At 61.6% G+C, this 12566-nt stretch carries 14 protein-coding genes and 1 pseudogene; 1 reads left to right on the top strand and 14 read right to left on the bottom strand.

Annotated elements, in window-relative coordinates:
* From tnpB to I73_RS31560, 10 genes are all read right to left on the bottom strand, one after another.
* Positions 1-306 (bottom strand): IS66 family insertion sequence element accessory protein TnpB (gene tnpB, locus I73_RS09450; RefSeq protein WP_022980383.1); only part of this gene is annotated, 306 nt, incomplete at its 3' end.
* The gene (locus tag I73_RS09445; RefSeq protein ID WP_022979679.1) at positions 303-641 is read right to left on the bottom strand and encodes a transposase; all 339 of its coding nucleotides are present in this window, start codon (positions 639-641) and stop codon (positions 303-305) included. The genes I73_RS09445 and tnpB, both read right to left, overlap by 4 nt.
* Before the next feature lie 127 nt (positions 642-768).
* Positions 769-1362 carry a PEP-CTERM sorting domain-containing protein gene (locus I73_RS09440; RefSeq protein ID WP_022980382.1) on the bottom strand — a complete coding sequence of 198 codons (594 nt, stop codon included), beginning with the start codon at positions 1360-1362 and terminating at the stop codon, positions 769-771.
* A gap of 162 nt (positions 1363-1524) precedes the next feature.
* Positions 1525-2733, bottom strand: a complete 1209-nt coding sequence (locus tag I73_RS09435; protein ID WP_148289756.1) for a hypothetical protein — start codon at positions 2731-2733, stop codon at positions 1525-1527.
* Between the two features lie 4 nt (positions 2734-2737).
* Positions 2738-4174, bottom strand: a complete 1437-nt coding sequence (locus I73_RS09430; RefSeq protein WP_234409461.1) for an undecaprenyl-phosphate glucose phosphotransferase — start codon at positions 4172-4174, stop codon at positions 2738-2740.
* A 361-nt stretch (positions 4175-4535) separates the two neighbouring features.
* Positions 4536-4838, bottom strand: coding sequence for a dTDP-4-dehydrorhamnose 3,5-epimerase (locus tag I73_RS27110; RefSeq protein ID WP_051049149.1), 303 nt, complete (start codon positions 4836-4838; stop codon positions 4536-4538).
* A gap of 1 nt (position 4839) precedes the next feature.
* Positions 4840-5724 carry a glucose-1-phosphate thymidylyltransferase RfbA gene (gene rfbA / locus I73_RS09420; protein ID WP_022980379.1) on the bottom strand — a complete coding sequence of 295 codons (885 nt, stop codon included), beginning with the start codon at positions 5722-5724 and terminating at the stop codon, positions 4840-4842.
* Between the two features lie 50 nt (positions 5725-5774).
* Complete coding sequence (gene rfbB, locus I73_RS09415; RefSeq protein ID WP_022980378.1) at positions 5775-6836, bottom strand: dTDP-glucose 4,6-dehydratase; 1062 nt, start codon at positions 6834-6836, stop codon at positions 5775-5777.
* Between the two features lie 3 nt (positions 6837-6839).
* On the bottom strand, positions 6840-8033 hold the full coding sequence (locus I73_RS31565; RefSeq protein ID WP_083876659.1) for an acyltransferase: 1194 nt from the start codon (positions 8031-8033) through the stop codon (positions 6840-6842).
* A 52-nt stretch (positions 8034-8085) separates the two neighbouring features.
* The gene (locus I73_RS31560) at positions 8086-9132 is read right to left on the bottom strand and encodes a glycosyltransferase (protein ID WP_083876658.1); all 1047 of its coding nucleotides are present in this window, start codon (positions 9130-9132) and stop codon (positions 8086-8088) included.
* 156 nt (positions 9133-9288) lie between these two features.
* Between I73_RS31560 and I73_RS32545 the strand changes: the two genes are divergently transcribed.
* The gene (locus I73_RS32545; protein WP_159105873.1) at positions 9289-9588 is read left to right on the top strand and encodes a hypothetical protein; all 300 of its coding nucleotides are present in this window, start codon (positions 9289-9291) and stop codon (positions 9586-9588) included.
* Between the two features lie 231 nt (positions 9589-9819).
* On the opposite strand, the pseudogene I73_RS32540 reads toward I73_RS32545, so the two are convergent.
* The 4 genes and pseudogenes from I73_RS32540 to I73_RS30865 form a co-directional block, all read right to left on the bottom strand.
* A pseudogene (locus I73_RS32540) lies at positions 9820-10364 on the bottom strand (cellulase family glycosylhydrolase).
* Positions 10364-10825, bottom strand: a complete 462-nt coding sequence (locus tag I73_RS09400) for a glycoside hydrolase family 5 protein (protein ID WP_022980375.1) — start codon at positions 10823-10825, stop codon at positions 10364-10366. Before I73_RS09400 ends, I73_RS32540 begins: the two are co-directional and overlap by 1 nt.
* Positions 10826-10854: 29 nt before the next feature.
* The gene (locus tag I73_RS09395; RefSeq protein ID WP_022980374.1) at positions 10855-11619 is read right to left on the bottom strand and encodes a hypothetical protein; all 765 of its coding nucleotides are present in this window, start codon (positions 11617-11619) and stop codon (positions 10855-10857) included.
* Complete coding sequence (locus I73_RS30865; RefSeq protein WP_255348162.1) at positions 11616-12563, bottom strand: glycosyltransferase; 948 nt, start codon at positions 12561-12563, stop codon at positions 11616-11618. Before I73_RS30865 ends, I73_RS09395 begins: the two co-directional genes overlap by 4 nt.
* Positions 12564-12566 lie beyond the last annotated feature (3 nt).

Below are 12566 nucleotides of genomic sequence, written 5' to 3'. Positions count from 1 at the left end.
GCTCCAGGCGCTGCCAGGCAGGCCGAGCACGAGCGCGTCGAACTGCGCGCGCGTCAACGCGGGCACCGGTCCGCCATCGCGCGGCCAGAGGAAGCGGCCCTGGTTCAGGCGCCTCGTTGCGCACCACACGCCGAAGCCGTCGTGCACGACCAGCTTCATGCGTGTGCCGCGCGCGTTGGCGAAGACATAGCCGTGGTGCGCCTTTGCGCTGCCGAAGACCTGCACGACGCGCGCGAGCAGACGCTCGGCGCCGGCGCGCATGTCGGTGGGTTCGGCGGCCAGCCACATGGCGTCGATGCGGATCACCGCAGCAGCTCGCGCATCCAGCTCGTCATCTCGGCCGCCGCCGAAGAGGGCCAGGCGACCGTCATCGTGAGCGCGCCGCGCCGGAGTTCGACATGGATCTCTTTGTCGACGACAGCTGACGCCGGGATGGCCAGCGGCACGAAGGCGGGTCCTACGACCTGCGCTACGCCTTGCTCGCGAGCCAGCTTACGCCAGCCGTGGACGATGTTGGCATTGATGCCGTGGGCCATCGCGACCTTCGCCACCGAGGCGCCAGGGACCTCGCACTCGGCGATGATCTGCGCCTTCAGCTCCGGGGTGTGGTTGCGGCGGATCCGCTTCTTGTCCGTAGTCATCGTGTCCAGGATGGGTTGATCGTGGACAGGATCGTTGGCCGATCAAGCGCCTGCTTCAAGATGGGATAGCTGGCCGCTTACTGAAAAACGGCCCCGGAGGGCCGTCTTGAAGGGATGCGGGAGCCGCTCAGCCCTTCAGGCGGCGGCGGCGAGCCACGAGGGCCAGCGCACCCAGCCCAGCCATGAACAGCGCCATGCTGGCGGGTTCCGGCACGGCCGCCGCCACGGAGATGTTGTTCAGGTACAGCCGGGAACCTGCCGACGAGGCCACAAAGCCGATGGTGGTCTGATCACTCAGCGCAGTGAAGGTGTAGGTCGCCTTGTCCCAGCTGGTGGGGCTGGAACTCTTGCCCAGGACTTCGTAGTCGATCCAGGAGTTGCTGTTCGCCGTGCCATTGAGCAAGCCAAACTGGGTGCCACCCTTGCTGGAGATGTAGTCAAAAGCCACCGTGTAAAGAGTGCCCGCAACCGTCGCGAAGGTCTGGGTCATGTAGGAGTCAAAGCGCCCCACCGCCCTGAGCGCAACGTAGTAGTCGCTCGGGTCGCTCACCAGGAACTGGCTGTTGTTCCAGCGGTAGCCCCCGCTGAGATCCCAGCCGCTGGATGCAGGCGCGGAATCCAGATTCCCGTCCGAAAGCAGGTTTCCAGTATTGGCCAAGGCCGATACGGACAGCAAAGGTGCGGCGACCAGTACCAGCAGGGACTTCTTGACGTTGGACATGCTACTTCTCTCGAGGAGGCCCGCCAGAACAGGGACCAGACCCCGCCCGAGCGCACCGTGTAAAACGTGCTTTCAGTTTAGGAGTCCACTCACCCCCTGGGGGGACTCCCCCCCTAGTATGCAGGGGGCGCCGGATGCGTACTTTCACACATATTGCGGAGCTCAACGCCAGTCAAACCGCCCGAAGCAGGCGTAGACATTGGCCTGGTAGGGATAGCTCAGAGCCGCTGAAGCATCGCCGGACACGCTTCTGACCTCGCGCGCGACGCTGCAGCCCAACGCCAGCGCCTCGATCGGTTGGTAGTTGAGTTGCAGGGCCACCGTGCGGGCACGGTCGCGTCCATCCAGAAAACCACTCTGCCCCGACACGGCTTCCTGGAGCCGGCGCCTGTTCTGTTGGTAGGACAGTCCGAGCCTGATCTTGTCCGTGGCCGTCCATTGCCCCCCCACCTCCAGGTGGGTGGTGACCTTGCTCTGCGAATTGATCTGGCCATCGCCCAGAGCCTGACCACTGGTGTCGCTGTCCCGCACCAGGCGGGTGGTGAAGGACAGCTTGCCGGTGGGTTGCCACTGCCATCCCAGGGACCCCGTCCACTTCGGGCCGTCGGCTGCCGTGGGCTGGCTGTGGATCTCATTGGTGTGCGCCACGCGCACTTCCACCAAGCTCGCGGCGGACAGGCGGACGGACAACATCGTTTCCGCATCCCATCGGGTGAAGTCATCTGCCCCCAACGTGGCGCTGTAATCGGGGTACTGTCCGGTCGACCGTCGCAGGTTGAAGCGCGCGCTCAGATCAGGCTGAGGCTGGTAGCGCATGCCCAGATTCAGCGCGTTCAGGTTCATGTTCTCCGCGACGTACTGATCAGCGGAGAAATCGCGCCGGTACCCCTCCCAACCGGCTTCAACGGTCCATGCCGTCACCACCCCCAGGCGGGCGCGGAAAAACTGTCGATTCTCTGTCTGGATGTTGCGCTCCTGCACCACCGAGGCACCGCTCAGGTTGTAGCGGTAGAGCGACTTCGCGTGGCTGGCGCCCGCCTCACCTTCCCAGTGGTCACCCGCCTGCCAGTCCCATTCCGCCTTGAGCGTGGGGGAGTCGTTGTCCAGGCTGCTGTCGCTGCGGAACCGGTTGGCCTGGATGTCCGCCTCGGCCTTGATCCGCTGCCGTCCGATGGGCTGGTCCACCGCCAGCCCCAAGGTGGTGCTGCTGATGGTGTCGGCCTGCTCTTGCCCGCTGGGCGCGCGCAACACGTTGCTATCCCGCGTGAGGGACTGGGCAATGGACAGCGTGTACGGGCTCTGCTGGGCATGGGCAGCCGTACAGGCCAGCGTGGCCAGAGCCAACAGGGTGAGCCCTTGGGGGGATTTCATGGTGTCAGTAGGCATTTCGGTCAAAAAACATCAGCTTCGCGGTGCGGGCGATGATCAGGAGATCCATGCCCAGTGACCAGTTGCGCAGATACTCCAGATCATATTCAACCCGGCGCGCCATCTTCTCGACGGTATCGGTTTCGCCGCGCAGGCCGTTGACCTGTGCCCAACCCGTGATGCCAGGCTTGACCTTGTGGCGCGCCATATAAGCACGCACGATCTTGCGGTATTGCTCGTTGTGTGCGACGGCATGAGGGCGGGGTCCGACAATGCTCATCCGCCCCTGCAACACGTTGATGAACTGAGGCAGTTCATCCAGAGAGGTGCGCCGGATGAAGGCCCCGAAGCGGGTGATGCGTGCATCCCCCCGAATGGCTTGCTTCACCTCGTCACCGTTGTCCTGCACGGTCATGGAGCGGAATTTGAAGACTTCGATGACCTCGCCATCCAGGCCCGTGCGGCGCTGCTTGAAAAGCACCGGACCGGGCGAGCTGCGCTTGACCCCGATGGCCACGACCAGCAACACCGGCGAAATCAGTATCAGGATGAGGCTGGCCAGCACCAGGTCGCTGATGCGCTTGAGCAGTCCGTTCACCCCGGTGAACGGTGTCACCCGCAGACTCACCACCGGCACGCCGTCGATATCGGCCAGACGCCCCTGGATGATGCTCACACCGAACACATCGGGCACGTAGTGCAACTCCGCAGTGGAGTTCTCCAAGGCTTCAAGCAGCTTCAGAATGCGCGGCTGGGAGGTCAGTGACAGCGTGATGTAGACGTCCTTCACGCTGTTGGCGTCGATGAAGGCCGGCAGACTCTCAAGCTTGCCCACAAGCGTCATGTCATCCGGCAGCTCCAGCCGGTCTCGGGATCGGTCGTCGAAGAAGCCGAGCAATTCACGGCCCCGGCCATGTCGGGTCTGCAGCATCCTGGCCACCCGGACGCCCATCCGGTTGGCGCCCACCACCACGGCAGTGCGCTGGTTGTTGGGCAAGGTGGCATGGTGCTGCACCAGGGTCGATCCAGTCCACACCAGGGCCCACTGGACCAGGGGCACGCCGATGGCCCAGGCCGTCAGCATCGTGCGATCGAATTCCTGCAATGCGTCCGTGGCGTAACCCAGCAACAACAGCACGATCAGCGTTCCGGCCCAGGACAGGCCGATGTCGATGATCAGGCGGATTCCCGTGCGGCCGAACCGGTCCACACCGGGAAACATCAGGACCAGCAACAGCACCAGCAGGGCCTTGGACGGCCCGGCGAAGTGCTGGTGGAACATAACGTGCGCGGCCAGCAGCCCGAGCGCCGCCACGGCAGGCTCGAGGACAGAGGCCACCATGGCCGGCACGCTCGGCGGTCGGGCGGCAAAGGCCGTCTGAGCGCCCTGATCGCCCAGTTCGGGTCGTCGCTCCTGTTCCGCCTGGGTGGATGTCGTTTTCACCTGTCCTCACCTCGACACATCACGGCCGCCTTCCGGAAGGGAGCCGCACCCACCAGAACCTGTTCTGGCTGGCGGGAATTCCACCATGACACCGTCACCTTACTCTTCATATCACTCCATATAACAGACGATGCGAAACGGATATGAGAAGAGAACACCGTCGCGAAGCTCCACCCGCAGTTGCCGAGTGGACGGCCCCAAAGCTTCAGAAAGCTGAATGGCCTCATGTTTTTGTGCAACTTATCGCCACTGTCAGGGTACGCGCTTGACAGTCGTCTCGCCAAGTTCGCCACGGCCATGAATCGGTGACGGGATCTGGCATGCAAGACCGACGCCAGCCGAAGGGCTCTGAAACCCCGTGTCACGAAAACAGGGACTCGGCGAAAGCCGTGGCGGCGGCATCCTTGGTCGAGAGCTGCGGAGCCATGCCGATGGCGGGCCAGGCAATCGCCAGGGCCGGCGGGATCCAGAACTGGCAGTGCTTGTCCGCGCTCAGCGCCACGCCCACCCAGCGGCCGAAGCTGGGGCTGTCCTTTCGGATCTCCACCGCCACGTCGAACACCGTGTCGGCCGTCACCCGCACCAGCTTGCCCTGGGCATGCGGGGTCTTCTGGGCGTGCTGGCCGCGCAGCACGCCCTCGATGTCCGTCTGGATCGCCTTCATCTCAGAACACCTTGTCCTTCAAAATCTGTTGCAGGTACTTGCCGTAGCCGCTCTTGGCCAGCGGCGCGGCCAGGGTGGCCAGCTGTTCGTCGCTGATCCAGCCGTTGCGCCAGCAGATCTCCTCGGGGCAGCAGGCCTTCAGGCCCTGGCGCCGCTCCAGGGTCTGCACGAAGGCGCTGGCTTCGAGCAGGCTGTCGTGGGTGCCGGTGTCCAGCCAGGCGTCGCCGCGGCCGAACTTCTGCACATCCAGTTGCCCGGCCTCCAGGTAGCGCCGGTTCAGGTCGGTGATCTCGAGCTCGCCACGCGCGCTGGGTCGGATGGCCTTGGCATGGTCCACGACCTGTTCGTCGTAGAAGTACAGGCCGGTGACGGCGTAGCGGCTCTTGGGCTGGGCGGGCTTTTCTTCCAGGCTGATGGCGCGGCCCTGGGCGTCGAACTCGACCACGCCATAGCGCTCGGGGTCGGTCACCGGGTAGGCGAAGACGGTGGCACCGCGGGTCTGGGCGGTGGCCGTCTGCAGGCGCCGGCCCAGGTCGTGGCCGTAGAAGATGTTGTCGCCCAGCACCAGGGCGCTGGGGGCGCCGGCCAGGAAGTCCTCACCGATCAGGAAGGCCTGGGCCAGGCCGTCCGGGCTGGGCTGCACCGCGTACTGCAGCGAGATGCCCCAGGCCGAACCGTCGCCCAGCAGCTGCTGGAAGCGCGGCGTGTCCTGCGGCGTGCTGATCAGCAGGATCTCGCGGATGCCCGCCAGCAGCAGGGCTGAGAGCGGGTAATAGACCATGGGCTTGTCGTACACCGGGATCAGCTGCTTGCTGATGGCCAGCGTGGCCGGGTGCAGCCGGGTGCCGGAGCCCCCGGCCAGGATGATGCCTCTGCGTTGCTGCATGTGTTCGTTCTCCCTGTGCTGTGTCTTCTGACGAAACGGCCGAACTCTTCTCAACGGGCTCCGTAATGTTGGCCGACCCAGTCCTTGTAGGCCCCGCTCTGCACATCAGCCACCCAGTCCGGGTGGTCCAGGTACCACTGCACCGTCTTGCGGATGCCAGTCTCGAAGGTCTCGGCCGGGCGCCAGCCCAGCTCGCGCTCGATCTTGCGCGCGTCGATGGCGTAGCGCCGGTCGTGGCCCGGGCGGTCGGTGACGTAGGTGATCAGGCGACTGTAGGGGCCCGCCGGGTCCGGGCGCAGCTCATCGAGCAGCGCGCAGACCGTGTTGACGATGTCCAGGTTGGCCTTCTCGTTCCAGCCGCCGATGTTGTAGGTCTCGCCCAGGCGGCCACCGGCCAGCACGGCGCGGATGCCGCTGCAGTGGTCCTTCACGTACAGCCAGTCGCGGATCTGCTGGCCGTCGCCATAGACCGGCAGGGGCTTGCCCGCCAGGGCGTTGACGATCATCAGCGGGATGAGCTTTTCGGGGAAGTGGTAGGGCCCGTAGTTGTTGCTGCAGTTGGTGGTGAGCACCGGCAGGCCGTAGGTGTGGTGCCAGGCGCGCACCAGGTGGTCGCTGGCGGCCTTGCTGGCCGAGTACGGGCTGTTGGGCTCGTAGGGGTTCGTCTCGGCAAAAGGCGGGTCGCTGGGCTTGAGGCTGCCGTAAACCTCGTCGGTGCTGACGTGGTGGAAGCGAAAGGCGGCCTTCTCGTCGCCTTCAAGCGTGCCCCAGAAGGCCCGCGCCGCTTCCAGCAGCGTGAAGGTGCCTTCGACATTGGTCTTCATGAAGGCGCCGGGGCCGTGGATGGAGCGGTCCACATGGCTTTCCGCGGCGAAGTGGACGATGGCGCGCGGGCGGTGGGTGGCCAGCAGCTGGTCCACCCGAGCGCGGTCGCCGATGTCGCCGTGCACGAAGTGGTGGCGGGCGTCGCCGTCCAGCGAGGCCAGATTGGCGCGGTTGCCGGCGTAGGTCAGCGCGTCCAGGTTCACCACCGGCTCGGCCGCGGGGTCCGCCAGCCAGTCCAGCACGAAGTTGCTGCCGATGAAGCCGGCGCCGCCGGTCACGAGAATCATTTTTCACCCCTTTCCTGCCGACATCCGGCCGCTTGTCAGAGACGCCACCAACCGCCCTCGCCATGGATATTTCCAGTCAGCAGTCGTTAAATTTCGCGCAAATCTACTTTCCACCCCATTGAAGACCAGCACCATGAGCAATATCGCCAGGAAAAATACCAAGCTGCGACTCAACATTATATATGCCGCACCCTTTTCATCGAAAACAAGAGATGCCAAATAGCAGCCCATGTTAATGGCAGCATAGTGGGTCAAAAATATTGAATAAGATCGTTCACCAAACCACAAAAACCAAGACCCCGACAGCAATCTCCCCAACCGACTCGTTCCATCCGCCGCCATGGCAACCAGAGCCACCCCAATCAGACCATAACCCACATGATGGTTGATGACTGGGAAAAACAAAGACGCGACGACCATCACACCACCGATCAGCCAGAAACAGGTTCGTACCGGGCCAGTGACGTCATAGCGTGCCAATAATACTCCACCGGAGAAACAGAAGGCGTAGGAGGCAAAATTCCAACCAACTGCAAGTGCCCCGGCCTTTCCGAGATAAGGCACAAAAGCGTGAGTAAAAACCGAGGCAAAGAGGCAAAATAGCACAAGAGTGCCTATTGCCATTCCTGTTCTTCTGAAGTAAACCAGAACCAACACCAACAACGGGACGCTCAAATAAAACAATACCTCAAGTCCCAGGCTCCACCAGGCCAAGTTGTAAGCCACATCAGTAAATATCCCTACCGGCAGCTCCAACAGCCAGTCATACCAATCAAACCCTGGAAGACCAGAAAACCGGGTCCACCAAGTTGGATAAATCCACACCAACCCCACAGCAAAACCAGATATCAGCCAAGCCACAAAGAATGGGGGATAAAGCCGAAGAAGGCGTCGCTTGAGGTAGTCCAAGACCTCTATCTTTCTTCCATGCCGAAGGTAGGGGCGCAACAACAGCACACCACTCAAACAAAAAAATATCTCCACCCCGGATGCACCGAACCCAAATAGCGCACTCGCCAGCATTGGCGAATCATGTTGGCGAAAATAGAGCGCCGCATTGGAAATCACAATGTGGTGAAGAAACACCAGCAGTGCCGCTATGGCCCTCAGGCCGTCCAGTCCGTGGAATCTCTCGCGGGGCACTGACGCTGATGGCGTCAAGCCAGGGGCGGCGTCAACAGCAGAAAGAATATTCACCCGCTCTCCCTGTCAGTGATTATCAGATGAATGAGAAAGCGCAACCAGAGCCTCACACTTTTAGACTTGCGGCAACCGCGCGTCCAAAGGCCGCTCTGGTGTTGCTCTTCTCGTAGCGAAGGCGAGCCGCATCGCCCAGTTCAATCGCCAGTCGCGGATCAGAAATCAAATCAAGGACAGCCTGCCTGATGGCATCAGAATCTCCGGCTGGCACACATATCGCGGATTTGTCATCCACATAATCCTCCATACACCCCCCAGCGGTGACGATGCATGTTTTTCCAAGCCGCATCGCATCCAACAAAACAAGCTGCCCGGCAGAGACATCGGTGTTCTTGATCGGAATGATCATCGCCGTGCAATCTCTCACCTTCCGCTTGAATTCATCGTCAAATACACCATGAAGGATCGCCACATTTGGCGGCATATCCAGATTTACAACATCTGACGGGTAACAGGCAATTTGAAGCTCAGCCGGCAAGCCTCGAAAAGCCTCTATGAGGGTTTTGTAATCCCGGTTGCTCGTTCCTCCCGCAAAGAAAAATGGCGATTCCGCAGAAGTTATCGCCAGCCCTCGAGGATCATCCGTATCCAGGGGTGAGTTTCTTCCAAAAGGAATAAATACAAGCTTGTCAGCAACAACGGCACCAAACTCTTCGACATAGTAGCGACGCTCTATCGAAGCCGCACAGGCGAGTCGCGTGAGGGCTGGAGAACGAATCAGCCATGCGTACAGAGCGCGGTAAACCTTACCCTTCCACCCGGGCCGTCGGTTGTAGATCAATTGCAAAACAATGGTGCGTGGCCCTCCGCTCTCTCCTCGGCCCAGAAGACGAGTCAGCAGCGCGTAATAGAGCCCGATGAACTGCTCACCGAACACGATGTAGCCCACATGATTGCGCTGCTTGAATGCAGCCCACGCCGAGCGAAAAATATTCCAGTGGCGACGCCACGTGCTTGCTGCGACGCTCCGGCTGGTTCGAAACAATTCGGTTCGCACCTCGACATTCAGACCTTGTGACAAGGCCTGGAGCATCGCTGGTTCATCCACATAGGGCGCTACCAACAGCAGCCGCGGCCTTTCTTGCATCTTGGGCATCACCAGACAGTGCGTTGATCAATGGAAGAGGTGCCATCCGAGCGTGCAGAGGCTGAATCAAGGGGCATTCCAGCCAAGTGTGGAGCCAGATCCCCCAGCCCCCAACCAGCAGGACACGGAGGGCAAGACCGCCCCCCCTCCGTGGTCAGAAGCAGCATGGCAACGGCTGAGAGATGGGTAGGAAAGGTACAGAATCCAATGATTGCCCCCACGATCAGACAAAAGAAAAGTTTGTATCGAAGCATCCATGGCACCCTGGCCATGGCACAGGTGAAGGCGACCAGCCACCTCATCGAAGCGACCGCGACAAGGCGCCCGATGAAAAATTCCAACCCGCCCGGCACTGCCATTTCGCATCAGCCGATGCAAAATAATGACAGCCCCCAAATAATGATCCCTCGCCGCCAAATTCCTTTCCTCAGAATCCTCTCAGGGGATTTTGCCGAGATATCTTGACGTTCCCGCGCCATCTGGAGCGAGTGATAGGAGCCCACCGGCACCGCAGCCCCCCTCCCGCAAGCGCCGCATGCCCACAAGTCTTTCGCTGAGTACCGCGTCCCCAACCTGGGAATTCACCGTCATTGCGGACATTCCCCCCAAAGAATGGTCGGTCGACGTCGGCAGTCACACCGATTCGTGCGACGGCCGCCTTCCATGCTCACCAATGCTTGTTCACCGCGATTCAGCTCAACGCCTGATGGCGGTGGATTGAAAATAAGGCCGTAGCGCATTGATCTGCGGCTTGTCACCTGCTGACGTGGGCTCCAGGCTCAAGATGTAGCCTGCACTCCAGCGCCCCCCCGCCCACATGTAGGTTTCCATGCAGGCGGCGTCGGCCACCTGCATCGTGCTCATCAAACCCGGAATCCAGCGTTCATCGTTACCGGGAACACCTGTTTCCCCAATGGCACCCTTCTGGCCATATGTCTTGAGCCAGTTCACAAAAGGTGCCAGACGGTCGTTCGCCCTCTTGACAATATCCACCGTCGGATTGAATGGACTTTTATAGAGCCCACTGAAGTCATCGTCGAGATACATGTGTGCCTCATAGATGATCTTGCCGACAGAATCTGTTACAAACGGCGCGGGATGGTTGTTTGGCCACAGTTGCGAGTGCTCCACCCATCCCCTCCCACAAAGATCTTTCTGCTGGAGTCGACACTGCGGATGCCGTTGACGCCGTACTGGGCAGTGTTCTTCCAGGTGCCGTTGGTGTCGTGGGGCTCGTTCATCAGGCCGTAGCCATAGACATCTTCTGGTCTTTGAGAGCACCCGCCAGCCTTCGCCAGAGATCTTGAAACGCGGAGACGGGCACCTCGGGGCTGCCAATCAGCTTGCCCTGGTATCGGTCATAGTTGTGAACCTCGACCATCACCGGCATCCCTTGCGCCTCGGCCTTGGCCAGAAATTGCTTGAGGTCGTTGAGGTATGCAGAATCGAGCGAACCCATCAGTGCCGGCTGAGCCGATTCCCAAGTGATGGGCAGCCGAATCGCATTGAACCCCACGCTCTTGTAATAGATGATGTGTTCTTCGCCAGGGAACTGATTGGCCACTTTCCCATTCACCCACCCCGTCGGCAACGGCACCAAGTTGATTCCACGAATCGGACTTGCACAGGCGCCCTCGGCCCCCCGCATCACCGAGAACTGAAGTCCACACAGCAGCAGAAGCAATACGCTGACACGTCGCATAGGGCACCTCTCAGAATCCATGGGGCTCATCAGATCCACAGAAAGGGAAGCGCCATCCGGGTCAAGCTCCGGAATGCACCCTTCATGCGGTACTCAAGGCTGGAATAGCTCTTGTTGGAATAACCGCTGAATCCTTCAAGTTCCGGCTGGGTCCTGAACCTAGGGTAGGCCCCCTTGGGTGGGGTCTTGATGAGCGGAAACAGGCGATCGAAGAAGGCACGCTCGATGACATAGCCGTCGCCGTAATGGCCCCGGAAATAGCGGTCGTATCCATCCAGGCTGAAGGCCACCAGACGCAGTTCCAGCCATTCATTCCCACCCAGGCGGGAGCCCACCAGCGGCACGTGCCGGAAGTCGGCATAGAGGTCGAAGGCCGGCGGGGCCTGCGTCACCATCTTGGCCATGTTCTTCACAATCAGGCGACCCGTGACTTTCCAGATCAGGGTGTCTCCCGGCCAGCCCTGCTCACGCAGATGGCTCATACCCTGATCCAGCATCAAGAACTCGCCATAGCCCTTGCCCTTCTCTGCCGGGTAGTCGGTGGAGGTCGACAGGCACTCGATCTGCTTCCGGGTTCCGAGGGCGTGCTGCAGTTCACGAAAAGGCGTCAGGTCGTGTCCGGAGTTCTCGAGGAAGAGAATCCCCTGCACCAACTCATCGGGCAAGGACGCATAGTGGCGAAAGGCCGCCAGGTACTCTGAGAGGCGCAACGCCGGGTCCACGCGCACCGAGTTGCCGATCCCTTGCGCCGGCGTGATCGTCGCGGTCATCACGATGAGGGTGCGGCGGGTCAAGGGATTCGTCCTTGCTGTGCGATTGCGAGTGTGAGGGGCTGCTCGTCGCACGCATGCCGCACCACCTGGAGATACTGTTCGACATGGGCGCGGCTGCTGAAGCGGCTCTTCAGTTCGGGGATCTGCCGCGCCAGCGCCGCTCGGTTCTCCTCTTGGGTGGACAGCATCCGCAACATCCCCTCTGCGATGGCGTCTTCAGAGCAAGGATCGACCGCGCAGGCAGCCGAGACATCGTCCACGAAGCCATCGATTCCGGTGCCCTTCGAATAGAGAATGGGCACCCCCGCCAGCAGGGCCTCGACATAGGACATGCCGAAGGTCTCGTTGTGGCTGGGCAGCACGAACATGGCATAACCCGGCAGCCGGGCGAGCAGTTCGTCGTTGGGCATCGGGCCGCACAGCGTCACCTGCGCGCCCAACTGCAGCTGATCGATCAGGGCGGAGACCTCGGCCATCACCTCTGGACTGCCGCGGCCGATCACGTCCAGCCGCGCGTCCCTCGCCGAAGCCAGCAGGGTCTTGAACGCCGGCAGCAGGCGATCGAGCCCCTTCTTCCGGAAGACGTTGAGGTCCATCACCGTGACCAGGTGGTTGCGGTGCCAGGGCCCTGAGGCGGGCCTGTCGTGTTCCACAACGAAGTTGGGCAACAAGCGCTCTGTCTCCGGGGCCGGCTGGCAGTGCCGCAGCAAGGTGGGCTTGAACCAGGCCGACACGTAATAGACCTGGCGAGCTTGTCGCACCACCCGGCGCAGCCAGGGACGGTAGTGCGGCTTGAAACGGAAGACTTTGGACTCCGCTTCGCCGCGCACCGACACCACATACGGCAGCCGCAGCCAGCGGTTGAGCCACCAGGCCGCCAGTCCTTCGAAGCAGAGCTTGTGGGCATGCACCATCTGGATCTGCAGGCCCCGGCGACGCAACTGCCGGCAGACGCGCCAAGCCACGAT

The organism is Ideonella sp. B508-1 (assembly GCF_000333615.1).
GTDB lineage: Bacteria > Pseudomonadota > Gammaproteobacteria > Burkholderiales > Burkholderiaceae_C > Ideonella.
Note: the sequence above shows the minus strand (reverse complement) of the source record. Positions and strands in the feature narration are given on the sequence as shown.